This is a genomic window from Mesorhizobium sp. M7D.F.Ca.US.005.01.1.1, assembly GCF_003952545.1.
GTDB lineage: Bacteria > Pseudomonadota > Alphaproteobacteria > Rhizobiales > Rhizobiaceae > Mesorhizobium > Mesorhizobium loti.
The window spans coordinates 2597853-2624119 of sequence record NZ_CP034453.1 but is presented as its reverse complement, the minus strand read 5'-3'; the positions used below and the strand labels follow the sequence as shown (position 1 = coordinate 2624119).

The 26267-nt window shown below is 59.7% G+C and carries 20 protein-coding genes; 17 read left to right on the top strand and 3 right to left on the bottom strand.

Features of this window, described 5'->3' with window-relative positions; all coding sequences use genetic code 11:
• The first annotated feature begins 120 nt into the window (after positions 1–120).
• From EJ076_RS12685 to EJ076_RS12645, 9 genes are all read left to right on the top strand, one after another.
• Complete coding sequence (locus EJ076_RS12685; protein WP_126068068.1) at positions 121–1326, top strand: glycosyltransferase family 4 protein; 1206 nt, start codon at positions 121–123, stop codon at positions 1324–1326.
• Positions 1320–2186, top strand: coding sequence for a sulfotransferase domain-containing protein (locus EJ076_RS12680; RefSeq protein ID WP_245463035.1), 867 nt, complete (start codon positions 1320–1322; stop codon positions 2184–2186). The genes EJ076_RS12685 and EJ076_RS12680 overlap by 7 nt, the downstream gene beginning before the upstream one ends.
• A gap of 333 nt (positions 2187–2519) precedes the next feature.
• Positions 2520–3941: a lipopolysaccharide biosynthesis protein gene (locus EJ076_RS12675; RefSeq protein WP_126068067.1), complete on the top strand. Its 1422-nt coding sequence runs from the start codon at positions 2520–2522 to the stop codon at positions 3939–3941.
• Positions 3942–4907, top strand: a complete 966-nt coding sequence (gene cysD, locus EJ076_RS12670) for a sulfate adenylyltransferase subunit CysD (protein ID WP_245463034.1) — start codon at positions 3942–3944, stop codon at positions 4905–4907.
• Positions 4907–6838 (top strand): sulfate adenylyltransferase subunit CysN, encoded by a 1932-nt coding sequence (gene cysN / locus EJ076_RS12665; protein WP_126068066.1) that lies wholly within the window; start codon positions 4907–4909, stop codon positions 6836–6838. The genes cysD and cysN overlap by 1 nt, the downstream gene beginning before the upstream one ends.
• A 6-nt stretch (positions 6839–6844) precedes the next feature.
• Positions 6845–8059, top strand: coding sequence for a glycosyltransferase family 4 protein (locus EJ076_RS12660; protein WP_126068065.1), 1215 nt, complete (start codon positions 6845–6847; stop codon positions 8057–8059).
• A gap of 17 nt (positions 8060–8076) precedes the next feature.
• Positions 8077–8925 carry a sulfotransferase gene (locus EJ076_RS12655; RefSeq protein WP_126068064.1) on the top strand — a complete coding sequence of 283 codons (849 nt, stop codon included), beginning with the start codon at positions 8077–8079 and terminating at the stop codon, positions 8923–8925.
• Between the two features lie 309 nt (positions 8926–9234).
• Complete coding sequence (locus EJ076_RS12650) at positions 9235–11331, top strand: nucleoside-diphosphate sugar epimerase/dehydratase (RefSeq protein ID WP_245463033.1); 2097 nt, start codon at positions 9235–9237, stop codon at positions 11329–11331.
• A gap of 19 nt (positions 11332–11350) precedes the next feature.
• Positions 11351–12799, top strand: coding sequence for a hypothetical protein (locus EJ076_RS12645; RefSeq protein WP_126068062.1), 1449 nt, complete (start codon positions 11351–11353; stop codon positions 12797–12799).
• A 95-nt stretch (positions 12800–12894) separates the two neighbouring features.
• Here the strand turns inward: EJ076_RS12645 and EJ076_RS12640 are convergent, their stop codons facing one another.
• The gene (locus EJ076_RS12640; protein WP_126068061.1) at positions 12895–14235 is read right to left on the bottom strand and encodes an O-antigen ligase family protein; all 1341 of its coding nucleotides are present in this window, start codon (positions 14233–14235) and stop codon (positions 12895–12897) included.
• Positions 14236–14434: 199 nt separating this feature from the next.
• On the opposite strand from EJ076_RS12640, the gene EJ076_RS12635 reads away from it, so the two are divergent.
• Positions 14435–16738: a polysaccharide biosynthesis tyrosine autokinase gene (locus EJ076_RS12635; protein ID WP_126068060.1), complete on the top strand. Its 2304-nt coding sequence runs from the start codon at positions 14435–14437 to the stop codon at positions 16736–16738.
• Between the two features lie 21 nt (positions 16739–16759).
• Here the strand turns inward: EJ076_RS12635 and EJ076_RS12630 are convergent, their stop codons facing one another.
• Entirely contained in the window at positions 16760–17947 is a 1188-nt protein-coding gene (locus EJ076_RS12630; protein ID WP_245463032.1) for a glycosyltransferase family 4 protein, read from the bottom strand.
• A 9-nt stretch (positions 17948–17956) separates the two neighbouring features.
• Positions 17957–19108: a glycosyltransferase gene (locus EJ076_RS12625; protein WP_281038499.1), complete on the bottom strand. Its 1152-nt coding sequence runs from the start codon at positions 19106–19108 to the stop codon at positions 17957–17959.
• A gap of 219 nt (positions 19109–19327) precedes the next feature.
• On the opposite strand from EJ076_RS12625, the gene EJ076_RS12620 reads away from it, so the two are divergent.
• From EJ076_RS12620 to EJ076_RS12590, 7 genes are read left to right on the top strand one after another with little or no spacing between them, the layout of a single operon-like run.
• The gene (locus tag EJ076_RS12620; protein WP_126068058.1) at positions 19328–20686 is read left to right on the top strand and encodes a polysaccharide biosynthesis/export family protein; all 1359 of its coding nucleotides are present in this window, start codon (positions 19328–19330) and stop codon (positions 20684–20686) included.
• Positions 20683–21345 (top strand): sugar transferase, encoded by a 663-nt coding sequence (locus EJ076_RS12615; RefSeq protein WP_126068057.1) that lies wholly within the window; start codon positions 20683–20685, stop codon positions 21343–21345. The genes EJ076_RS12620 and EJ076_RS12615 overlap by 4 nt, the downstream gene beginning before the upstream one ends.
• Positions 21342–22019 (top strand): PIG-L deacetylase family protein, encoded by a 678-nt coding sequence (locus EJ076_RS12610; RefSeq protein WP_109672179.1) that lies wholly within the window; start codon positions 21342–21344, stop codon positions 22017–22019. The genes EJ076_RS12615 and EJ076_RS12610 overlap by 4 nt, the downstream gene beginning before the upstream one ends.
• Positions 22020–22038: 19 nt before the next feature.
• Positions 22039–23214 carry a DegT/DnrJ/EryC1/StrS family aminotransferase gene (locus EJ076_RS12605; protein ID WP_126068056.1) on the top strand — a complete coding sequence of 392 codons (1176 nt, stop codon included), beginning with the start codon at positions 22039–22041 and terminating at the stop codon, positions 23212–23214.
• The gene (locus tag EJ076_RS12600; RefSeq protein ID WP_126068055.1) at positions 23214–24221 is read left to right on the top strand and encodes a thiamine pyrophosphate-dependent dehydrogenase E1 component subunit alpha; all 1008 of its coding nucleotides are present in this window, start codon (positions 23214–23216) and stop codon (positions 24219–24221) included. The genes EJ076_RS12605 and EJ076_RS12600 overlap by 1 nt, the downstream gene beginning before the upstream one ends.
• Positions 24222–24224: 3 nt before the next feature.
• A complete protein-coding gene (locus EJ076_RS12595; RefSeq protein WP_126068054.1) occupies positions 24225–25157 on the top strand; it encodes a transketolase C-terminal domain-containing protein in 933 nt (310 codons plus the stop codon).
• A gap of 60 nt (positions 25158–25217) precedes the next feature.
• The gene (locus EJ076_RS12590; RefSeq protein ID WP_164548620.1) at positions 25218–26267 is read left to right on the top strand and encodes a NeuD/PglB/VioB family sugar acetyltransferase; all 1050 of its coding nucleotides are present in this window, start codon (positions 25218–25220) and stop codon (positions 26265–26267) included.

Here is a 26267-nt window from a genome sequence, read left to right as displayed (position 1 = left end):
ACGCCCAAGTCCACCTTTAGAGGTAATCGATCGTCTTCGATGCATCCCAAATGTGCAGTTCTTCCGAGCGGCAAAAAGCTGGATAGTTAACGGATCGGGGCTGTGGGATTGGAACGGTCGATGGATGGCGTCGGCTTGGCACTTCTGGATCGCGATGCCATTACGGCTGAACATCCGCGCATTGGCTCGCGCCGGCCGCATGTGTTGATCGTGCTGCCTGGACTGGGCGCCGGTGGCACCGAACATGTCGTCAATGTCCTCGCCAACCAGTGGGCCGCAAGAGGCTGGCTGGTGACCCTGGTTACATTCGAGGCACCGGGGCCCCCGCCCTACTACCATTTCGATCCTGCGGTCAGGATCGTGCGATTGGGATTGCCGCAGGTGAAAAGGTCCAGAACAAGGGCAATTGTTGCAGGCGTGCGTCGGATATTTCTTCTGCGTCGAACGCTCAAGATATTGGCTCCGGATGTGACCCTGAGCTTTCTTACGCGCACCAACGTGATGTCGCTGGCGGCAAGTCGAGGGCTCGGCCTCAACGTTGTGGTTTCGGAGCGCAACAATCCTGCTCTGCAGGACGTAGGCCCGATCTGGCGGTTTCTTCGGGCCAAGCTTTATCCATTCGCCTTCGGATTGGTCACCATGACCAACGGAGCGCTGAATTACTTCAGCCCTGCCATGCGCAGGCGAAGCTGGGTTATCCCCAACCCGGTCGATCTTCCCGCGGTCGATCTTCCCGCAAAAGGCAAACCGCGCCGGGGCGGCAACGTACTTGTCGCCGTCGGCAGGCTGGTCCCGCAGAAAGGTTTCGACCTTCTGCTAAAGGCATTCGCCAGTGTCCGCCGCGATTTCCCCGAATGGAAGTTGGTCATCTGGGGCGAGGGTCCCGATCGTGCCGAGCTGGAAGCCGAGCGGGATCGCCTGGGCCTGCACGGTTGCGTTGAAATGCCCGGGATAACCAGCCAGCCCGGCATCTGGGTGGAGACCGCCGACGCCTTTGTACTTTCGTCCCGCTACGAAGGTTGGGGGATTGTGCTGCTGGAGGCCATGGCAGCCAGCCTGCCCGTCATATCCTTCGATTGTCAGTGGGGCCCTCGGGAGATGGTCGAAGATGAGAAGGATGGACTTCTCGTCGAAGACGGGAATGTCGATGCGCTCGCGGCAGGCCTGCGGCGACTGCTCGGCGATGAAAATCTCCGCAAGAGGCTGGGCGCGGCCGCAGGGGTGAGTGCCGCGAGGTTCACGCCTGAATATGTGATGCAAAACTGGGACCAAGTCATTCATGCTGCCCTGGCGGCGCGCGACAATGAAGAGCTCTTGCCATGCTGACCACCCATCCCATGCTGACCACCCATCGCGCTTTGCGCAAAATGGAAACACGCATCAAGATGACCTGGGCCGCCTCCGGGGCAGATGCGTTCCTGGTTTCCTATCCGAAGTCGGGGCGAACCTGGTTCAGGCATATCCTGGCGGATTACTTCAGTCGGACGGCTCACGACGGAAATGTCGATCTCTTCCGCATGTTCGGTGTTCTTCCAAACTTCGACCTTGATCCCGAACGTGGGATTCCTGCTTTCCGTTACGCGGAACAGCGCCCTCAGGTGCCGCTTATCCTCGTTTCGCACCTTGGCTACCGACAAATGCTGTTCTTGCACCGGCCGGTCATTTTCATGGTTCGCGATCCGCGCGACGTGGTCGTGTCGGCGTACTTCCACGCGACACGCCACAAGCATCGCTTCGAAGGCGATATGGATGCGTTCATCTACGATTATCATCAAGGCCTGCCGGCCCTTATCATGCATCTGAACAGCTGGGCGAAAGGCCTGACGCATCACCGGCATGAAGTTTTGAGCTATGAAGAACTGACCGACGACCCAGTCGGTACGTCCTCGCGTATTTTGAGATTTCTGGGGCACGCCCCATCGGTGCGAGATCTTGAGGGGGCTATCGAAGCTTCTCGTTTTGAAGCGATGCGCGAACATGAGGTGGCGGGGGGCCTGCCGGCGCATTCATATGATCGGGCGGATGCGGAAAGCCGTCGCATGCGTCGTGGCAAGGTCGGTGGCTTCGCCGACTATCTCAGTGACGCGCAAGCTGAACTGATCGAGCGGACCTGCTCCGAGTGGTTGACGCCGGCTGCCAAGGAGTTGCTTTGCCGCGGCGGAACCCACTTCTCGCGTTACAATTAAAGATCTGCCATCGCAGTTAAGCTCCGAGGGAGCATCGTGCGCGCATCATGCAAACACTTCTTTTGTTCTTGAAGCGGCGCGCAGGCAGACTGCCGCGCGGGTGACAGACGCGATCGAAGGCAGATGCGTGGCCAGGCCCGGCGCGCCGTGAACTCCTTACCGCTAATGGGCTAGGCCATCAGTTGTAGCAGCAATCAGATCCTGACTGATTGAGGTTGCAACAGAGCCAAACTTGGTTGTGGCGGGCTCTTCTTTTCCGCCGATGATGGATGACGTCAGCAGTGATCTGGCGCGGATACGGATCTGTATTGCTCCGCAAGGACCGGGAGTGGTGTGAGTTTGGCAACCATTGCGATGACCAGAGGACTGACCAGACGTGCGATGGAGGCCCTCAAACGCAGGAGCGCCGGCCGCACGCGCCTGGCCAACATCGCACACCTTGTGACGGGCAATTTCCTCGGGTCATTGCTTGGGCTTGTAGCCTTTGCGCTTTCGGCGCGAGCCCTTGGCGTGGCCAACTATGGCCAGCTTGCATTGATCATCGCGTTCACGCGGGTCGTCGAGCGCGTTGTCAGTTTCCAGTCGTGGCAGCCAATCATCAAATATGCGGCGGGCCTGAACGCGTCCTCGGACCGCGATGCCCTGCGCATGCTCATGAAATTTGGCCTGCTTATCGATGTTGGCGCCGCCGTTTGCGCCTGGGTCATCGCCATGGGTGCAGCACTTCTCGTGGCGCCATTCTTCGGCTGGTCCGCGGAGATCGTGCAACTTCTTGTTCTGTATTCCAGCGTCCTGCTGTTCCAGATCTCAGGCGTTCCGGTCGCGGTGCAGCGCATGGCCGGCAACTTCCGCCTCCTCGCCTACGGGCAGCTGCTCAATGCGGTTCTGCGGGTATTGCTGTGCCTTCTCGGGGTGCTGCTCAAGGCTGATCTGGCCTATTTCACGCTGGTTTGGGCAGGAACGCAGATACTCGGGTCGCTGACACTTCTGACGTTGACTATGCGGGCGCTGCACAGGCAGGGCGTCCGCAATATCCTGCGCGCGCCTCTGGCTGGAATCACAAGCCGCTTTCCCGGCATCTGGAATTTCGCCTGGTCTTCAAACATTTCGCTTACATTGCGTGTGAGTGCGCAGGAACTCGATACGCTGCTGGTCGGATTGCTCGCCGACCCGGCTTCAGCGGGCTTGTATCAAATCGCCAAGCGCATAGGACGCGTCGGCCAGCAGGTCGGTCCCCAGGTGCAGAATGTCCTCTATCCTGATGTGGCCCGGCTTTGGGCGCAGGGAAGCGTTAGAAAATTCAAACGGGCGATCTTTCAAGCCGAAGCCATGCTGCTCGGCTTTGGCATCCTTTGCATATTGATTGTCGCCGCGTTCATTCGGCCGCTGCTCATCTGGACCGCAGGGCCCGATTTTCTCGGCGCGGCCAACCTCGTCATCGTGCAGATGGTGGCGGTCGCGTTCGTGCTTTCGGGCTCTGCTGCCCGCTCCGCACTGCTGGCCATGGGCAAACAACGCGAGGTGTTGCGAATTGTTGTCGTTGCGACAGCCGCCTTCCACGTGACGGCACTTCTGCTCATCCCGCGGATCGGCGCAATGGGCGGCAACATCGCCCACATCGTGCTGGGCATATTGTGGACCGCAGGCTTGGCGTTTTCATTGAAACAAGCGTTGAAGACCACCCAGCCCGACAGGCAGACACGGCCAGTGGACTGCCTCGATCAGGCAAGTCTTTCCCCTTCAAAGGCAATTTAGATGACCCTTGCACCCCAAGCTCTAGCCACCGTGCCCATAGCGTCGCGACGCCCCGGTCCCTCATCGCCGTCCCTTACTCATCTGCAGCGGCTCGAGGCTGAATCGATCCATATCATTCGAGAAGTCGCAGCCGAATTGCGTAACCCTGTGATGTTGTATTCCGTGGGCAAGGACTCGGCGGTGATGTTGCATCTCGCGATGAAGGCCTTCCATCCATCGCCACTGCCGTTTCCCCTGCTCCACATCGATACCACCTGGAAGTTCAAGGAAATGATCCGCTTCCGCGATGAAACCGTTGCGCGGCTTGGTTTGAATCTTCTGGTGCGCCGCAACGAAGCTGGTCTTGCCGAGGGCATCACACCGTTTACGCACAGCTCATCGATCTACACACAGATCATGAAGACGGAGGCGTTGAAATCGGCACTGTCCTCGTTCGGCTTCGATGCCGCTTTTGGCGGGGCGCGGCGAGATGAAGAAAAAAGCCGCGCGAAAGAACGGGTGTTTTCGCTTCGCAGCGAGAACCATGGCTGGGATCCGAAGAACCAGCGTCCGGAGTTGTGGAACCTCTATAATGGCCGGCTGAGGCCCGGAGAATCCGTTCGCGTCTTCCCGCTCTCGAATTGGACCGAAACCGATATCTGGCAATACATCATGAGGGAGCAAATCCCCATTGTGTCGCTCTACTTTGCCGCAAAGCGCCCAGTGGTGGAGCGCGACGGACAGTGGATCATGGTGGATGACGATCGTCTGCCGCTACGCCCGGGTGAAGTGCCCGAAATGCGTTCGGTCCGCTTCCGTACCCTTGGTTGCTATCCACTAACCGCGGCCACCGAGAGCACGGCTGCAACTCTTCCCGAAGTGCTCCAGGAAATGCTTGCCACTCGGACTTCCGAGCGATCGGGCCGCCTGATTGATCATGACGAGGCGGCGTCAATGGAAAAGAAAAAGCGTGAGGGGTACTTCTGATGCTGGGTTTTGCTCAAACCGCGGACCTCGAAGCTTCCTTGGAGCGCGAGACCACTTCGCAGTACCTTAATGCGCATGAGCGGAAAAGCCTGTTGCGGTTTCTTACCTGCGGCAGCGTGGACGACGGCAAGTCGACACTGATCGGCAGGTTGCTCTACGACACCCAGTTGCTGATGGAAGATCAACTTGCGGCCCTGGCGGCCGATTCACGGCGACACGGCACGACTGGCGACGATCTCGACTTCGCGCTTCTGGTCGACGGCCTCGCCAGTGAGCGCGAACAAGGCATTACGATCGATGTGGCCTATCGCTTCTTCGCCACCGAGCAACGCAAGTTCATCGTCGCCGACACGCCCGGCCATGAGCAATACACCCGCAACATGGCCACCGGCGCATCCAACGCCGACCTCGCGGTCATTCTTGTCGATGCACGGCAGGGCATCCTCACTCAGACCCGCCGGCATTCCTTCATCGTTTCCCTGCTTGGAATCCGACATGTCGTTCTCGCGATCAACAAGATCGACCTGACTGGCTATTCGCAAGCGGTGTTCGATCAGATCGAGGCGTCCTATCGAAGTTTTGCGGAACCGCTCGGCTTCGTTTCGTTACAGGCCATTCCCTTGTCTGCCCGTTATGGCGACAATGTCCGTTCCAGAAGCGCGAAACTCCCCTGGTATCAAGGCCCGACACTCATCGAGTATCTGGAGTCTATCGAGGTGGAGAGTGACCGCCGTGCGGCCCCCTTCCGCATGCCGGTGCAATGGGTCAATCGTCCCAATCTCGACTTTCGCGGATTTGCCGGCACAATCGCAGCCGGGGTGGTGAGACCGGGCGACCGCGTGGCGGTGGCGCGCTCAGGCGTCACAACCTTGGTGAAGCGAATTGTCACCGCTGATGGAGACTTGCCCGAAGCCGGGGCCGGCGAGGCGATCACGCTAACGCTCGAAGACGAGATTGACGTCTCCCGCGGCGATGTTCTGGCAGCCGCAGCCGAGCGACCGGAAGTCTCCGATCAGTTTGCGGCGCATGTGCTCTGGATGCATGACGAGCCATTGATCCCCGGTCGTCCCTATCTGATCAAGCTTGCCACCAGCGTCGTCGGTGCAAGCATCACCCACATAAAACACAGGCTGGATATCAATAATTTTGCAAAGCTCGCCACAAAAACTCTCGAAAAGAATGAGGTTGGCTTCATCAACCTGATGACACAGGCGCCTCTTGCTTTCGATCCCTACTCCCGGGTGCATGAAACCGGTGCGTTCATCATCATCGACCGAATGACCAATCACACGGTTGGTGCCGGAATGATCGACTTCAGTCTGCGCAGGGCAAGCAACATTCATTGGCAAGCGCTGGACGTGGACATGAACGCGCGAGCGATCGCCAAAGGCCAAAAGCCGGCGGTGCTGTGGTTCACAGGCCTCTCAGGTGCCGGTAAGTCGACGATCGCAAATCTCGTGGAGAAGCGCCTTCACGCAATCGGCAAGCACACATACCTTCTGGATGGCGATAATGTCCGCCACGGCCTGAACAGGGACCTCGGCTTTACTGACGCTGATCGCGTCGAGAACATCCGTCGTGTGGCTGAAGCCGCCAGGCTGATGGTCGATGCGGGGTTGATTGCGCTGGCCTCCTTCATTTCACCATTCCGGGCGGAACGCCGGATGGCGCGCGACCTCTTTGCCGAGGGGCAGTTTATCGAAATCTTTATCGATACGCCGCTGGAGGTGGCAGAAGGTCGTGACCCGAAGGGTCTGTATCAACGCGCCCGAAACGGACTGATCCAGAATTTCACTGGCATTGGCAGTCCCTATGAGCGTCCCGAGGCTGCTCATGTCACGATCACTCCAGATTTGAGCGCCGAGGAGGCTGCGGAACTGATCGTCAGCTATCTCGATCGCGGCAGCTATCTTGGAAGCGCAACCGGGTAGTGGGCGATGAGTGACGGCACTGGCCAAGAGCCGATACGGGTTTGCTTTCCATTTGTTGGTGACGATGTCGGCGGAAGTCACATCTCAGCACTTAAGCTCGTCCAGAATCTCGACACCTCAAGGGTCGTTCCGGTTTTGGTGCTGCAGGAAACCATGGGGCCGCTCGCAGCCTTTCTGAAACGGGAGAGCCAACCCTTCATAGGTCTACCTCCTTTGACAACATTGCCCGCGAAAGGAACAACCTTGGGCGGTGTCGCCACCTATCTGACCAGCACGCTACCGCACTTGAGCCGTTTTATCAGAGAGCAGAGGTTCGACATCATCCATACCAATGATGGGAGAACGCATATCAACTGGGGAATTGCCGCACGGCTTGCGGGCGCCCGACTGGTTTGGCATCATCGCGGCGATCCCGATGCAAAGGGTGCCAATATTCTTGGGCCATTGATTGCAGATCAAATGGTGACAGTGTCGCGATTCTCGCGGCCGAAGCATCCGATCAGATCCTTCAATGGGCGCCTCAGCGTTATCCATAGTCCCTTCGATCATCCATCGGTCATTCCTGACAGGGCCGCAGCCAAGGCCACGCTTCTGGAAGAGCTAGGCCTCGCACCAGGCACACGGGTTCTCAGTTTCATTGGCGGTCTGATCGAACGAAAGCGGCCACTTCTCTTCATCAGCATCATTGAACGTTTCCTACGCGAGCATCCGCAAATTCCGATCGTCGGCTGCGTGTTCGGCAACTCGCCGGCAGGTTCGCCTGATCTTGAATCGGCCGCTCGCACGCTTTGCGTCGAGCGCGGGCTGGATCAAACCGTGCGTTTCATGGGTTTTCGTAGCCCTATCGAGCCGTTCTTGGCGGCAACGGATGTCCTGGTCGTTCCCGCGATGGGGGAGCCCTTTGGAAGAACGCTGATCGAAGCGATGTTTCTTGGCACGCCGGTGGTTGCGACCAATCATGGCGGCAATCCGGAAGCCATCGAGAATGGGCGGACAGGATTTCTGGTCGCTCCGGAAGACACCAAAGCTTTCATGGAGCCGCTGTGGCGGTTGCTCTCGGACCCGCCACTGTGGGCACGCATCAGCCAGGCAGCCCGGAAGAAAGCCTGCTTTTCCTATGGCACGCAGCAACACGTCGAAAGGGTCATGGAAGTCTACGGGGAAGCGCTCAACGCCCGGGCAACGGCCAGGTTGGCGTGCGGTACGATAGGTGAGAAGTGATCCAAGAGGGTTCGACAATGCAGGCAGAGGATATCGACTTCCTAATTATCGGCGCTGCAAAATGCGCCACGACCTGGCTGCAGCAGTCGCTGCAGGCCGATCCGGCCGTCAGCATGCCGGACCCAGAGTTGCACTACTTCAGTCGCCACTACGACCGTGGTGACGACTGGTATTTCCGCCAGTTTGACAAAACTGGTCCTGGACAGTTGATCGGCGAAAAGTCGAACTCCTACCTGGATACGCCATCGGCACCGCAACGGGTTCACCGACTGCTCCCTCATGTCAGGCTGATCGTGCAGCTTCGCAATCCGGTCGAACGTGCATACTCGGACTACTGCATGCTCTTCCGCCGCGGCGAGGTGGACCGCGACATAGACTCTTACCTTGACGTGGGGAGGAGTTCGCCTGGGCGTTTTCTCGCCGGCGGCCTCTACTGCGCACAGTTGCAGGCGTATTTGGACCTTTATCCGAAGGATCGGCTCCTTGTTTTGTTTTTCGAGGAAACGGTCGCAAAGCCTGCTGAGCAGTTAAGCAGGGTTAGGGAGTTTTTAGGCCTCCCGGCGAGCGAAATTGCCCTGCCTGTGGCCAAGAAGGTGAAGGATCGCAGCGAAGCTATGGTTGGCCCGCAACTGCGCAAGATGATGAGGCCGTTGAAACCTCTGGTTCGCCCCTTCCGGAACAGTTCGCTCTTCGGAGCAGCACGGGGTGCCCTGGCCGGAAGGATTGCTTATCCGCCTTTCACCCCAAAGCTGCGATCCCAGCTCGTTGACTTTTATGCAGCCGATGTCGAGCAGCTTGGCACACTGGTGCGGCGGGACTTGTCCGGCTGGCTGGTCCAGACTGGCGGAAGTACCTCTTTGGATTAACTCGGAAAAGTTCCGCTTGCGGTTCTGATAGGTACTCCATGCACAAAAGCATGTGTTGCGTCAAAAGCGAGCAAAGCGCTCCATAGCAACCATAACATCGTAGCCTCTAGTCCGAACGATCGCAGGCCAACCTGTTCTTGAATGAACAAGGGATCGGCAGGCGTGGATCTATGTCTACGAGTTCAAACAGCCGCGTATCTTGACGCGCCCTCTTGGTGCGCGGCGGCTAAGCTTTGTCGAGGTCCTAGGATGAGCCAGTTAGATCAGCCGTTTGAGGCAGTCGGTCCACTCGGAGGCCAATCCCTTTTGATGGCCACTGCAATCGCTCTCGGCCGTCTTGTCAGCAAACCGCGCACAATTGTTCATGTCCTGTCGTACTTGCGTCGACGGGTAATCGCGCGCGCCAAGGCCGTTGGCAAGAATCTTCATCTCTATGTCTTTGATCTGGCGATGGCGGTCGCGGCCCTGTCGTTTGCTTCATTCATGCGACTGGGCCTTGACGGAGAAGCGACCAGTCCGGAAAGCTACCATTCGCTGCTTTTCGCCCTCCCCTGTTTCCTGCTTACATGCGCCGTGATCTTCCCGGTGACTTGCCTCTACACCCGCAACTGGCGATATGCATCCGTCGACGACATGCTCGGTATCCTTCGCGCGGTAATAGTCGCATCGCTCGCCTTCGTGTTTGTGATGTTTGTGGCAACACGGCTCGATTCGATCCCGCGCTCGGTGATGGTGATCGAGGTTCTATTGCTCGTGCCGCTGCTCATCTCGGTTCGAATCCGATCCAAGCTCCTTGAAGTAAGCCGCTTTGGCCCGGCCGCGAGCAGAGCAAAGAATGGACGCGACATGGTCCCTGTCCTGCTGATCGGTGCAGGCGATGCGGCTGATCTTTACATTCGCGCGCTGCAGCGGGACCCGGATGCACGCCATTGGCCAGTCGGCCTGCTCGAAAAAGGTGCGGCCACGGAGGGCTATTTTCTACGTGGCGTGCCGATCTTGGGCGACATCGCTGATTTCGACGCGGTGATTAGCGATCTGGAGGGCCGCGGTATCAAGCCCCGGCACGTGATCTTCACTGAACGAGTGCCTGGTCTTGTCGATCCGACGCTCGAAGCGCTGATCGACCGGGCCGAACGTCTGGGCATCGCTGTCTCTCGCCCTGCCCCCGTCCTGGAACTGCGCAATCCCAAACACGAGAGTCGCTTCGAATTGCGCCCGATCGAACTTACCGACCTGCTGGAAAGGCCGCAGGCGGTGCTTGATAAGGGTGCGTTGTCGCGCATGATCGAAAACAGTCGCATCGTTGTGACTGGCGCCGGCGGCTCGATCGGCGGCGAACTTACACAGCAGATTGCCGCGCTTGGTCCGGCTGAAGTGATCCTGATCGATAACAGCGAATACAATTTATACGCCATCGATCTGGAGTTGGCGGAGAAATTCCCGAATGTGCGCCGGAAGCCATATATCTGTGACGTGCGCGACCCTGTTCGCCTGGGCGAGATCTTCCAACGGCATGGCGTCGACCTGGTCTTCCATGCGGCGGCACTCAAACATGTGCCGATGGTCGAACTGAATCCCTGTGAGGGAGTTCTTACCAATGTCATCGGGACAATGAACGTCGCAGAGGCGGCGCGCCTTTGCGGTGCAAAGGCAATGGTCCAGATATCTACGGACAAGGTTGTGAACACGACCAACGTCATGGGCGCCACCAAGCGTCTGGCTGAACTCTATTGCCAGTCCCTGGACCTCGCTTTTGTCGCCAGCGACACCCCCGCCCGCTTCATGACCGTTCGTTTCGGCAATGTTCTGGGCTCAAGTGGATCGCTGATCCCGCTGTTCAAGCGCCAACTCGCCCACGGCGGCCCGCTGACTGTAACCGACATGGAGATGAAGCGCTTCTTCATGACGATAAGGGAGGCGGTCGAGCTCACCTTGCAGGCATCGGCCCATGGCCTGGAAAAGAGCCTGGGACAGGGCGAAATCTTCGTTCTCGACATGGGAGCGCCAATCAAGATCATCGACATGGCGCGCCGCATGATCAAGCTCGCGGGGTTTCGGCCGGATGAAGACATCAAGATCAAGATTGTGGGATGCCGGCCCGGAGAAAAGCTGTTCGAGGAACTTTTCGACGAAAGGGAAAGGCGTGTCGACGTCCCGATTTCCGGGGTCTTGGGTGCTGTGCCCAACCCGGTGCCGCTTGACACGCTTCGCAAGGCATTTTCGCAATTGCGCCGCCTGGCGAGAGCTGGCGACACTGGGGGCGTGCTGAGCCTTATTGCCGAGCTGCTTCCCAGTTACCGCAGAGAAGAAGCAAGGCCTGTGGTGGCGACGTCAGCGCCATTCGTGCCTCATGTGATAGTCGGTTCGCCCAAGGCAACCCCGCCTCCACGCGAGGCGGCCGCTTGATGCCGGTGGAGGCGCTGTGGTGCTAAAACATCTTGCCCCGGTTCTGTTTGTCGCGCTGTCGTGCGGTACTGCACTGGCTGGCGGACCTCAACCGACCGTGGTCGAGGCACGAGGCGCGATCGAGCGCGCGGGCGCCTACTTCCGCGATCACCTCGGTGTGGCAGGAACCTATGTATGGAAATATTCGCTTGATGGCCAAAAGAGGGTGGGCGAAGGCGGGGCCGTGCCCGCAAGCATCGGCTGGGTGCAGCCGCCCGGCACACCGGCAGTCGGAGCTGCCTTCCTGCGCATTTTCGAGGTTACCGGCGACAAGCAATGGCTTCAGTCTGCCCAGCTTGTGGCAACGGCCCTGGTGAATACGCAGCTGGAGTCCGGCGGATGGTTTTACAAGATCGAGACCGACCCGCAAAAGGCGGCGACATGGTGCTACCGCGCACTGAAGGTGAGCGGGAAGTCTTGTCACGATATCAAGGACAATCCGCATCGCAACGAGACCGTACTCGACGACAACAACACACAGAGCGTGCTCAATTTCCTGATGTGGTTCGACCAGGCGAGCGGCGGTTCGGATCCGGACGTCCGTACCTGCATCGACAAGGCGCTCCATCGACTGATGAAAGTGCAGTACCCGAATGGGGCCTTTCCAGTCTTCTTCACAGGATCCGCGCCTGGTGCGGACGTAGAGACAGCAGCCAAGGCGAGTATCCCCGCCAGTTGGTCGCACGAGTGGCAGAAGCCTGATCGCCCGCCCTACTTCATCGTCAACGACAATCTCCCCCGCGATATGGGTCGTCTCTTTCTCAACGCCTACCGCACATATCATGATCCCGCATATCTCAAGGCGGCGGAGAAGGTCGGTGATTTTCTCCTTGCAGCCCAGTTGCCCGCGCCACAACAGGGTTGGGCTCAGGAGTACGATCGTTCCATGCAGCCGGTTTGGGGCCGCAAGTTCGAGCCGCCAGGCGTCGTCTCGCGCGAAACCGCCGGCAATATCGATTACCTGATCGAGTTGAACGAACAAGACAAGGATGCGCGATTGCTTGACGCGGCGGTGTCCGCGGCCATTTGGCTGAAAGCGGCGCGCCTGCCCGACGGCAGATGGGCACGTTTCTACGAACTCAACACCAATCGGCCGCTTTACATTGATGATGGTGGCCAGGTGACCTTCGATTACAAGAACCTCTGGCAACATTACGGCATGAAAACTGGTGCCGAGATCGAGCCGGTGTTCGCCCGGCTGGAGCTTGCCAAGCACGGCTCGACAGTTTCCCATCAGCAGCTGTGGATCAGTGCCGCGGATGAGTTGAGCGCTGACGAACTGAGTTCGAAGGTGCGTCAACTCATCGATAGCCAGGATGACCAGGGACGCTGGGTTGAGGATCGGTTTATCCAAGGAGAAGACTTTGTCGACGGCGTGTTCGCTCTCGCTCGTTTTATCTCCCCGGAAGCATCGGAATTGGCAAAGTAGTTCCGCACGTCGCTATCTTGCTACAGGAAGATCCTGACCGGGTTTCTGGAGGCGCCGATTGGCCTTGGGAAGCCGGCAGGCTCAGCTGATGTGCCCTAGACCGGTCCGCGTTGTAGCGACCGCAAACGCCTTCGCTCGGAGCGAGCACCACGAAGGAAGCGTGCGACCGTTCTTGGAACCGGACCCTCGCGCAAGATCGCAACACTGGGCGCTATCCCCAGCATGAGAGGCACAACAAAGAAACGACTGTAGAGATGCGGCAGCGCATTGGCCAACGCAGCGAAGAGGAGAACCGTCGCCAGCGTGCAAATGGCGGACACTCGTCCTTCGCGAAGCCGGGCAGCAAGCATGCCGATGACTATGCCGGCTACCAGCAGGAGCAGAAAGCCTATCAACCCAGGCAGCCCTGCCTCGACCCATATCAGAAGATAAACGTTGTGGACCGGAGCATGCAGCTCGCTGAAATGTCGATACTGGTCCGCACCGATGCCAAGCAGCGAACTGCTGTCCGCCTTGCCGATGGCCTCGTGGATAAGCCGCATGCGGTCGGCGAACGTACCAGCCTCATCGATGTCGCCATTCTGCAACGCGTTCAGCACACGGCGCTGGAAGATGGGCGGCAGGAAGTCGCGGCCCCATGTAACGATGATAAAGAACGTGGCGAGCGACGACACAGTCAACAAGATGATACGGCGCCACGAGCCCGTCATGACAACGAAGATGGTGAGCGCGAAGACAAGGCCAATCAGGCCGGTATTGGAACCCGTCAGAACAATGCCGTACGCCAAGAGCGGCACTCCGATCCAGGCCCAGCGGGGCCGCGCACACCCCGATGCGACCAGCCACAACAACAGCGGAACCGCGAGTGCAATCAGCGTCGCGCACTCGTTTTCACGTTCGACCCAGCCGATAAAGCGGCCATTGCCGCTGGTCAGGTTTGAGCCTTGTTGCCTGAGGATGTCGATGACCAGTATGCCATGCAGGCACATCAAGCCGATCGAGCAGATAAGCGCCTTTATGAGGAGAACTGTTTCACTCCAGGGCCTCGACGCCAGCATGAAGGCCAGGAGAAAGTAGGCATACAGATATTGTGCAGAAATGATGAACCCTCTTTGCGGATCCCCATTAATCAGGCTGCTGAGCAGCAGCATGCCACACAGAAGCGCCACGCCGGCGTTCCACAGAAACGTCCCGGCTCCCAAGGGGGCCGGCGAAAAGGATTTCCCCAGGACCATCGCCAAAACGGCCGCTAGAGCAAAGGCATCACTGGCGGTGAAGTAGAATGTGTCGACGCGAAGGATGTTGCAGGGCGTGAGGAAAACAGAGGCCGCAGCCAACCAGAGCCCGATCTTTTCGGTCGCCCTTGGCAACGACGCTGCAGCCGGCCTGCGGTCGGGCTTTGCCCAATACCCGCGAGGGACCCCGGCGTGATTCATCCCCACTCCTGAAATCTACTTGAGTTCTTTTCACCGCCATCATGGACATGCAGTTCGGTGCATCTGCCAAGATAGGCCCCCGGCCACTTACGCTATCCTTTCGGATAATTGCCGTTGCTGCGACTAAGCCTCTTGAGCGGGCTGGCGTCTGTGCAACCGTGCTAAAAACTTGTCGCTTGGGTTGGGTCTCGAACTCGGCTTGAAGACCTATGAGAACGACAAACAAACCTCAGGGGCGCGATCGGTGAGCTTGGTAGACGAAAACAGCGTATGGAATCGGCTGGGACCATTCCTTCAAGAGCCGCTCGAGCCGGTGGAGGAGCGGACTTTCGGCGCGCGCGAACTTTACAGTCTTTTCCGTAGACGCCTCCTCTTGATCGTTGCGATCGTCATTGTTGGCACCGCATTGGCATTCATCGCCTCCGTGGAGCTTCCCAAGACATATACGGCTCGTTCCATGATCGTTGTCGAAACCGACGATCCTAATCCTCTCGACACCACCCAGGCGCAGCCGAACCAGCAGCCTGACAAGTCGCGGATGGACACCGAGGCGGATTTGATCACCTCTCGCGTGTTTGCCAGCCTGGTCGTCGACAGGCTCGACCTCATCAAGGATCCGGACTTCAACACCTACCTGCCGCCAGCAGCCGTGGGCGGAACTTCAATCCTCTCGATACCGCAAAAGATTTTGGCGCTGGTTGTCGGCGCCAACGCACAGGATGCGTCTCTGCCGCCCACGAATGTTCAACAGGATCGAGCGATATCGTCGTATCTGGCAAGCCTGTCAGTCGATCGCTCCGGCGAAAGCGCGGCGATGACGATCTCGTTCTTCAACGACGACGCAGCAACCGCGGCCGGGATAGCCAATGCAACGGCCAGACTGTTCGTGGAATGGTCTCGTGACAACAAGCGGCAGGACATCAAGGACGCCGTCGGCTTTTTGAGACAGCAGTCGACCGAGCTTGCGTCGCGGATTGCGGCGATAGAAGGCGAGATCGCCAAATATGCGAGAGAACACGGCGTATCCAGCGATCCGCGCGATGATCTGCTGCGCGCCTCGATCCAGCAGGCCAACGAACAACTCAGCACCGCTAGAGGTGAATACACGCAAGCGCAGGCGCGCCTCGCCCAGGTCAAGCTGGCGGCCAAGACCGGCGACGCGGGCGCCGACGTCGATCCTCTCCTCTCATCGGACTTCCTGACCTCCCTGCGCAACGACGAAGCGACGGCGATGAGGGATCGCGCGCAATTGGCCGGCAACTACGGTCGAAATCATCCTCTGGTCCAAGAGGCCGATGCAAAAGTAGCTGCCGTCCGTGCGATGATTTCTCAAGAGATGCTGCGAACGATTGCAATTCTGGAAAATGACGTACGCGTCGACGAGGGCCGGGTGGACCAACTCACCAGGACCTTGCAGGCTTCCAACGAGGAACTGCGGCAACGGAGCCTGGCGGAAGCCAAGCTGCGTGAACTGAACAACAATCTGACGACCGAGCAGAAGCTCTACGACCTCGTGTCCGGCAAACTTGGCAGCCTCGACCCGTTTTCGGACGCGGTCGAGCCCGGCGTGCGAACCGTCTCCATGGCTGAGATCCCGACCAGCCCTTCCTTTCCCAAGCTTCGTTTGATGGTTGCGGGCGGTTTCGCCACATCACTTGTGCTGGCGTTGATTCTGGTGCTGACACTTGAAAGCATGGATGTTCGGATACGAGATTTGCGACGGGCATCGAAGCTGATCCGCGCGCCCCTGCTAGCGTCGATCCCGCGATTGCCCCGGAAGTTCCTGCGTCCCGCCCTGCCCCCTCTCGAAACCCTGTTGTCAAAACCACGGTCGGCTTTTTCCGACGCTTTCCGATCGCTTTACAGTGCCTGCACCAGGATGAACGGCGGGCGGGTCAAACATGTTGTTCTGGTCACTTCCGGCCTGCCCCAGGAAGGCAAGACAACGACAGCGATGGGCCTTGCCATGGCCGCTGGAATGGATGGCGCCTTGACTGCGCTGATCGATCTGGATTTGCGAACCCGCCACCTCCACACCTCCATGGGGCTCGGCTCCGCCAGCAAGACACTCGATGACTATTTGCGTGGAGATTGCGGTCTGGCGGAAATCGTCCAAACCCTGCCTGAAATTCCGCAGCTCGATGTGATGGCGCCGCGTACCGACGACCAGACCTCGCCGGAATTCCTCAACTCCAGCCAGCTTGCCAAATTACTGGAAGCGTTCCGGCTGGAGTACGACGTGGTGATCATCGACGCACCGCCTATGCTCGTTCTGGAGGACGCAGTCAGGATTGCTGCCTCTGTGGACACTGTCGTGGTCGTGGCCGCGTGCGACAGCACAACGCAAGAGGCTCTCTCCCAGGTCGTCGAGCGTCTGCGGTTCACCGGCGGCCCATCGATCGGCTGGGTGTTCAACCGGGTGGACCCTTTCCAACAGGCTCATGGTGCGTTCCGGAAAGCCTATCTGAGACGGCAGCAGATCCGGCGCTATTTCCCCGTTTGACTGTCGTGAAGGCCCGACCGGCTATAGTCCCATCGCCTCGAGCAGGGTATGGTTTACCTTGTGAACGTCGAAGCGTTCTTCCGCGAGCTTTCTTGAGTTGGCGCCCATTTTCACGGCGAGCTCCTCATCTTCAAGAAAGGCGCGCTGCGCCGAGGCCAGAGCATCTACATCTCGCGGATTGACCTGGAAACCGTTCTCCCCGTCGATGACGGTTTCTTGGCAGCCAGGTGCGTTGGTCGTAATTATCGGCCGCCCTGTCGACAAGGCCTCCAGCGCGCTGCGAGGAATGCCCTCGCGATAGTAGGAAGGCAGTACAAACACCGTCGATGCGGTCAGATAGGGGCTGACATCGTGCGTTTCGCCGAGATACTCCACGGCTCCTTCCCTGGTCCACTGGTCCATTTCGGCTTTCGAGATGGAGAGAGGACTGGGATCGAATGGCCCGAGAATCTGGAACCGCGCGGCACGGTGCTTGGTCTTCAGGATGCGAGCGGCGGCGGCAAACTCGGCAATCCCCTTTTCACGAAGCAAGCGGGCAATCAGAAGGAAGACGGGCGGCCCCGGCGGTGGACGGCTGGCGGCAAACAGCGTCAGATCGACCCCGGAACCTGCAACCTTGATCACCGGCGTTTTCGCAGAAACCATCCTATGGAGTCGGATGTCGGAAGCGTCGGCTTCGTTGTAGGCGAAAACAGCTTCGCAACCGATCAAGGCCGAGCGGTAGAGAGCAATGCTCAACCGGCGCAGAACAGTTGCGCGCAATCCGGTGACGCTGCCGCTGAATATGAAGCCGAACCCTGTAAAGAGTGCAAACCGCCGAGGTACTCCTGCGAGCCGGGCCGCCAGTCCACCATAGATGATAGGCTTCATCGTGTACGGCAGGACGATGTCCGGAGCCAGGCGGCGCATTAGCCTGTAAAGCGCCTTGAGCGTTTGCAGATCTGCCAGCGGATTGGTGCCTGTCCTGGCCATTGGAATCTGTTGGAAGCTCACGCCAATAGCACCCAGCCTGGCGATGGCTTGTTCGTCATTATCGGGGGCGAGTGTGATGACCTCGTGCCCGGCGGCGACCATGGCTTTCAACAATTCGAGGCGAAAATTGACGAGCGAACGCGTCAGACTGGCGATGACGACGATCCGCTTGCGGCGCATCGCACCATCCCCGGCAGCAGGAAAATGATCTCTTCCATTCGCATGCGTAACAACCACCAGTCGCTCCTATCGGACCGAGATATGGCGACGACGGCCCAGAGCCGTTCCGTAGAGTTCCAGGTGCCTATCGACGTAAAGCGACAGCGAGAAGTTCTCCATGACCCGGCGACGCGCCTGTTGGCCCAGAGCGCGGCGCTCGGCCGGCTCAAGGCGGACAAGGCTGATCAGCCCGGCGGCCAGTGCATCACTATCCCCCGGTGGGACGACCACTCCGCTGTCACCGACCAGCCAGCCGGAGTCGCCGACTGCCGTGACCACCGCCGGTACGCCACTTGCCATCGCCTCGCCGACGGCAAGGGAAAAGGCCTCGCCCCAGGCTGAACAAAGCGCGTAGACATCGAAGCCCGGCATGAGGTCGGCAACGTCACTGCGGATGCCCGGCGTTGTAATCCGGTCGTCTATGCCGAGCTCGCGGGCAGCAACCCGCACCGGGCCGTCGACATGCCCCTCCCCGATAAACACGCCCTGAACATCGTACCCCTGCGCCAGGACACGGCTGATGGCCCGGACCAGGCTGATCTGGTCCTTCATGGGATGAAACCGGGCCACGTGGCCGATGATCAGCCGTTCGGCCGGCAAGCCAAACAGGCGGCGCAATTTCGAACCGGCATCGGCCGAGGGAGAGAATTGATCACAGTCCGTGCCATTCGGGATGACCACCCTCCGACGCGGATCAAAGCCCAGACGCTCGTGATCGTCGGCGGCCACGCGTGAGCAATATGAAATCGCGCTGGCGCGACCCGACAGACGGGCAGAGAGCCGGATCAGATGGCGCGTTAACGGCTTCTCGTCGGCGAGATCGCGAACTGTGTGATGGATGCTCCAGATTACCGGCGAGAAATTGAGCCCCAGCACCGAGCCGAGCGTTGCCGCGAGGTTGCCGTGATACATCCATCCATGAAGAAGATCAGGGGCGGCCCTGCTTACTGATCGCGTCAGCCGAACGACATCGCGCGGCCGCGGTCGTTCCGTCATGCTGAGCGACACGAGCCCCGATTTTGTATGCTCCACCTGTGCGGCCAACGGCCCGGGTGAAAGCAGCGATAGAACCGAAGACGAGAAGCGGTTTTGGTCGACCCGGCCAAGAAAGCGGGCGAGCATGACCTGGGCGCCGCCAACGTCGAGACTGGTGATTGTGTGTAGAACACTTGTGTGCACGCAAAGCTTCCCAGCTGCCTGCGGCGCTCCGTCACGAGGAAGCGTTCAATCGGCCGACAGTATCCAGCCGCACCATACGTTGGTTGCGGCCGACATCCAGTTAGCCAAATTGGGTGGGCACGAGACCGAAGGTTATCACTGCTCCACCAAAGGTATGACTCATGGTCCTCGCGCAGGTGTCGCTAGGGTCTTCACAGGAAATTACTGTGGTGGGCTTCCATGGCGTCTTGTTGCAATGCGGCGCGGAGCGGGCGATCGATAGGCGCCTGGGTCGGTATCCTTGTGAAGGCGTTAGGGCCTGCAGGGATTGCGGTTACCGCGATTGCAACGATCCTGGCTTGCCATAGTGCTGCCTGGGCCGCGGCGAACGATGACTACAAGCTCTCGGTCGGCGATGTGGTGTCGTTCGACTTCATCGACGATTCGCTTCCTGCCGAACAGCTGACGGTAGCCAGTGATGGCGCAGTCAACATTCCGCTGATCGGCAGCTTCGAGGTTGGCGGCCTGACGATCCCCGACGCCTTGAACCATATCCGTAAGGCGTTCATCGATCGCGAGTTCTTCAATGACCCGCATATAGCCTTGGCGGTGGTCAGCTTCCGTCCAATTTTCGTCCTTGGGGACGTCAAGGCGCCGGGCTCGTTTCCATATCAACCAGCACTGACTGTGGAGCAGGCAGTGGCGCTTGCCGGCGGCCAATCGACTGGCGGAGCCACTGCCGAGGACCGCGTCGTGACGCGCGCCCGGTTGCGCGGAACGCTTGACGAAAGCGTGGTCCAGATTGCCAAGGAAGCAATCGCCGCTGCGCGCATCAAGGCCCAGTTGGCAAACAACGACAAGATTTCGGAACTGGATATGCCCGCCAAGGTCAAGGGCCTCATGAACGCCAATCTGATCGCAACGCTGCTCCCGACGGAACAGCGCATCCTTGAGACAGATCAACACGCGCTGACCACACGTCGCAAGCAGCTCTCGGCGGGGATCGACGAAGTGAATGTCGCCCTCGCCAATATTCAACAGCTTTCGGAGATACAGAAGACGGTGATCGCTTCGTCGCAAGCCGATCTCGAGCGCATCAGGGCCCTCAACAAAAAAGGTCTGGTCACGCTTACAGACCTCTCGAACGCCGAGCGCGAGGCGACCACGCAGCAATCGCATCTGCTTGAAATCTACAATCAGGCGTCGACAGTGCGCCGAGAATTGAGCCAGTTGCAGCGCGACCTTGATGACGCCACTCAGACCTGGACGCACACCGCGCTGACTGACCTCCAAGCCCACAACTCTGAAATCGAACGCCTGATCGCAGTCCGCGAGTCGACCGAGGAGCAGATCCTGCTGCTGAGCTCACTGGCTGCGGAGCAGACACGGACCAACAACACCATCGCGTTCACTTACCAGATCCGCCGCAAGCTAAACGGCCAGGTCGCCACCAAAGTGGCGACCCTCGACGATGCGGTTGTGGCCGGCGATACGATCTTGGTGTCGATAAACCGCCTGGACAATGCCCTGGATCTGGCAAGCCGTCTGGACGCTCCTTTGGCGGCTCCCCCTTCCGTCCAGGTCGGACCGTCGCAATGATCGGCCTCAGCAACCCGATCGCTCGCACCAGCGAGTGGACTGCTCGAGTGCCGATCGGCCGGGCGATGCCCAGCAGGATCGCATCGGTAGTGCTTTTGGTTCTCAGCCTGCCGCTATGGATCGTGGCTGCCGCGGTTGTCTGGCTGAGTGTGGGCCGTCCGCTATTCTTCCGGCAGACTCGCAGCGGGCTGGGAACTCGTCCCTTTGTCATCTGCAAGTTTCGAACGATGCACGAGAGGCGAGATGCAGATGGCGCGCTGCTCCCTGACACTTTGCGTGAGACATCTGCCACTCGGTTGATGCGCGCCATCCGTATCGATGAACTGCCTCAACTTCTCTCCATAGCCACAGGCGATATGGCGTTCATAGGACCGCGCCCGTTGCTTCCGGCCACCGTCGCCGAGTTCGGCGAGCTGGGGCGCATTCGCAGTACGGTCCGGCCCGGCCTGTCCGGCTGGGCACAGGTGAACGGCAACACTCGCCTCACCAACAATGAAAAGCTGGCGCTTGACCTCTGGTATGTGCGCAACCGCAGCCTGTGGCTTGATCTGCAGATACTGGTTCTGACCGTCATGGTGGCACTGTTGGGCGAACATGTTGACCGCCGCCATGTCGATCACGCTCTGAAGGCGATGCCCGCCGGGACGGTTCGGTCATGAGCCCAGCCCTTGGTCGAATCCTGGTGATCGCGCCGCATCCTGACGATGAGGTCCTGGGGTGTGGCGGCACGATAGCCCGGATCGCTGCCGAAGGCGGGGAAGCCCATGTTGCAGTGGTTACACGAGGCTGCCCACCTGCCTTCACGGAAGAGATGACGCAACGGGTTCGCTGTGAGGCAAAAACGGCCCATGCCTGTTTGGGCGTGCGACAGACGCATTGGCTTGATCTGCCTGCGGCGCAGATCGCCCAGACACCACACTCGACCGTCAACGCGGCGTTGCAGGCTCTGCTGCAGGAGGTCAAGCCGGACACGCTGCTGATCCCCTTCGTCGGCGATGTGCATATGGATCACCAACTGATCTTCCTGTCGTCGCTGGTCGCGGCTCGTCCCACCCAGGCTCACTACCCACGGACGATCATGGCCTACGAGACGGTGTCGGAAACGAACTGGAATGCACCCTATGTCACGCCGACCTTCGTGCCGAATGTGTTCATAGACATCGAATCGACACTCGACCGCAAACTCGAAGCTGCGTCGATGTTCGGTTCGCAGATGAAGAATTTCCCGCACGAGCGTTCGATCGAAACATTACGGGCGCTGGCGATTGTCAGGGGCACCGCTGTCCATCTGAGGGCGGCCGAGGCCTTTGTCCTTCTGAGAAATGTCATGTGAATTCTAGGAGTGCTCCAAGATGAAACGCTGGCCGATTTACGATGAAGAACAGATAGCCGACGTTGTGGATGTTCTGCGGTCTGGCCGGGTGAACGCCTGGACCGGCGACCATGTGAAGACATTCGAACGAGCCTACGCGCGCAGCCTCGGCCGACGCCATGCGGTGGCGCTGGCCAATGGTTCCCTCGCGCTCGATCTTGCAATGAAGATCCTCCATATCGGCGCCGGCGACGAGGTCATCGTAACGCCCCGCAGTTTCGTCGCATCAGCCGCTTGCGTCATGTTCGCCGGCGCAACACCTGTCTTCGCGGATGTCGACCCGACATCGGGCAATCTTTCCGCTGAAACGATCGCGCCGAAGATAACAGCGCGAACAAGGGCGGTCATTGTCGTCCATATCGCCGGATGGCCGTGCGACATGGCGCCGATCATGGAGCTTGCAAAGCGCACTGGCATCAAGGTCATCGAGGATTGCGCTCAGGCGCATGGAGCCGAATACAACGGACGACCGATCGGCTCCTTCGGTGATATCGCGGCGTTTTCGTTCTGCCAGGACAAGATCATCACGACCGGCGGCGAGGGCGGACTTGTCGCCATGGACGACAGGAAATTGTGGCTCGCCGCATGGAGCCTGAAGGACCACGGCAAGAACTACAATGTGGTCTTTGCCCCTCATCGGCCGACCGGGTTCCGCTGGTTGCACGACAGCGTCGGCACGAACTGGCGCATGACGTCCATCCAGGCCGTGCTTGGTTTGCGGCAGCTCGAACGTCTGCCAGACTGGGTTCGCCAACGCGAGCGCAACGCCAACATCTGGATAAGGACGCTTGCCGATTTGCCGATGCTACACACGCCCCGGCTCGATCCGGCTCACAGGCATGCCTGGTACCGATGCTATTTCTATATCAAGCCGGAGATGTTGTCTTCGGGATGGTCGCGGGACGAGCTGATTGCGGCCGTCAATGCGGCCGGCGTTCCATGCTTCTCGGGTAGCTGCTCCGAGATTTATCTGGAGCATGCCTTCGCGGATGCCGGCGTAGCGCCGCCCGAACGACTGCCAGTCGCGCGGCAGATGGGTGAAACGAGCATCGCGTTCCTGGTCGACCCGTCCTGGACGATCGAGGAGACTACGGCGGCAGCGTCGACGACGCGCTCCATCCTTGTTGCGGCTTCGCGCCAGCTCGAGGCGGCTTGATGAACGAGCTTGCGATCCGGAAAGATGGAGACATTCCAGCGTCTTCTTTTGGAGAGCTGAAATTGGTGCCGCCTTCAGCACTACAGAACCTTACCCTCCCTCAAGCAGAAAGGACGCTGCTCGGGTTCGAATTGCCGACTGTGGCCCGACTCTATCAGCAGATGATCCTCATCCGGCTCGTCGAGGAGCGCCTGCTCGAGCTTTTTTCCCAAGGTCTCCTGTTCGGCACGACGCACACATCCATTGGACAGGAAGCCAATGCGGTGGGGGTGATCAACGCTCTTGACCGGGATCGCGACATTGTCTGGAGCAACCACCGCTGCCACGGTCATTTCATTGCCTACTCGGGTGAAGTCGAAGGCCTGATCGCCGAGATCATGGGGCGTGTAACCGGTATTTGCGGAGGACGCGGCGGCAGTCAGCATCTGTGTTTCCGCAACTTCCACTCGAATGGGATCCAGGGAGGCATAGCACCCGTGGCGGTTGGCTGCGCGCTGGCACGAAAGGATGAAGGCGCCGTGGCAGTGGTTTTCCTTGGCGACGGCACGATGGGAGAGGGAGCCGTTTACGAGAGCTTGAACCTCGCGTCGGTTTTCGGTGCCCCCGTGCTTTTTGTGGTCGAGGACAACGAAATCGCCCAAACCACCCCAAAGAATCTCACCGTTTCCGGGTCGATCATCGCCAGAGCTGAACCTTTCGGCATCCGCACGTTCGCTTATGACGGCAATGATCCAGTCGAAATATGTGAGCTTGCCCAAGAGGCTGTGGGCTATGTCCGCGCCGAGGGCCGCCCGTGCTGGCTCTATTTGCGGACCGAACGGATTGGTCCCCACAGCAAGGGAGATGACACCCGGCCGGCCTTGCGGCTTGAGCAGGCTCGAGCCCGGGATCCGATCCCCCCGATGCGCCAGCGCGTCGCGGATTTCAAGGAGATCGACGCCTTTTGTCGATCTACCGTGGACCGCGCAGTCGAATCGGCAGCTGCGGCTGCCATGGCGAGAGGCTGACCCATGCGCGTCGTCGAATCGATCAATCGCGCGCTACACGATCTTATGGAAGCCGATCTCCGGCTGGTGGTCATGGGTGAGGACGTCCTCGATCCCTATGGCGGTGCCTTCAAAGTCACCAAGGGCCTGTCCACGGCCTATCAGGATCGTGTCTGGACCACACCGATCAGCGAGGGCGGCATTGTAGGCATGGCGACGGGCATGGCCCTCAAGGGCAGGCCTGTTATCGTCGAACTCATGTTCGGAGATTTCATCGCCCTTGCTGCCGACCAGATCATCAACCACGCAGCCAAGTTTCGCTGGATGTACAACGATCAGGTTGAGGTGCCCGTCATTATTCGCGCGCCCATGGGTGGACGGCGCGGCTACGGGCCGACGCACTCGCAAAGTCTGGAAAAGCATTTTTGCGGCGTGCCAGGCCTCACGGTGTCTGCAACGCACGAGTATGCGGATCCGGGTGCGCTTCTGCATCGGGCCCTCGCGTCTCGGTCCCCTCACCTGATTATCGAAAACAAGGTCATGTATTCGAGGCCTGTTTTCGGCGCAGCCGCCCTTCCACGCCCGCCGGATGCGGACATCGTGATCCTGACATATGGGGGTTGCGTCGAGCACGCGGTTGCCGCCGCAAAAAAGCTCGTCGAAGAGGAGGAAATTGCGACCACCGTGGTGGCCGTTGAACAGCTGTCGCCCTTTCCTTGCGAGGATGTCCTAAGCCAGGTCGGCCGCTGCAGCCGCGTTGTCGCCGTGGAGGAAGGCTCTCCCGGCTGGGGCTTCGCGTCCGAATGCGCTCGCGCTCTGATCGGTCGGGTCAGGCACTTCAGCGCATTGGCCGGACCGGACCACCCCATTCCCTCGAGCCGCGAATGGGAGGATGATCTGCTGCCAGGCGTGGACGCCATCCAGGCGGCCTGCATCGATCTGTTCAAGAAGGGCTAAGCTTTCATGAGTGTGCTTGTCGAAGCCCCGCGGGTTAACGCCAACGAGGACAATCTTCAGTTGATCGAGATCAGGGTCGTGCAGGGTGAGAGCGTAGAGCAAGGAGCTATTCTCTTTGTCGTTGAGACCACGAAGGCTGCCGTCGAGGTTGAGGCCCCCCAGGCAGGGGTTATCGGCCGGCTCGACGTCAACGTCGGCGATTTCGTCGCTGTCGGCTCAACACTGTGCGAAATCGTCAACGAAAATGCGGACGCCGCATCCGGAATGGCCAGCCCGGCCGACATCGCGGTCAACGAGATCGCGATTACGGCCAAGGCCCGCAAGGCCGCGTCCGAACTCGGCGTCGACCTGGCGGATGTCAGTCCCTCCAACGGCCGCATCGGCGAAGCCGAGGTGCGCGCGGCGGCCAGCCGCCGATCCGGGGCCATAGCCGCAGGATCGGACGGAGCGCAGTCCGTCGTCCCATCCGCGTCCATGCGGCGGGCTGTTATCATCGGCGGCGGCGGCCACGCCGCCTGTTTGATCGATGCTCTCGATGGGTCCGGATACGACATCCTCGGTTGTACCGATCAGGCTCTGCCCGTTGGCCACCAGGTCTGCGGTGGCATTTCGGTGATCGGTACGGAAGAGAGCCTGGAGCGTCTGCTTGCCGAAGGCACGCGCTACGCCTTCATCGGCATCGGGGGAGCCCAGTCAAGTGAGGCGAGGCGGGCAATGTTTGAACGCGCCTCGGCCATGGGCTTCGTTCTGCCGCCTGTGATCCACCCATCCGCGATCGTCTCCAGGGCGACCAGTATCGGACATGGCTGCCATATTCTGGCCGGCGCCAGCATCGGTCCGCGCTGTACGATCGGCAACAACGTCATCGTCAATCAGGGGAGTATCGTCTGCCACGACAGCATTGTGCAGGACAATGCACACCTGACTCCCGGCGCCATCCTCGCCGGCGCGGTGAGCGTCGGAGCCATGACTGTCGTGGGAATGGGCGCTACGGTGCTGCTGGGCGTCCAGATCGGCTCCGGCTGCCTGATCCACAATGGCGCGCACATCAGCGCAAATGTCGGAGACAATACCATCGTTGACGCTCAGGGCCGCCGACATCTCCGCTAG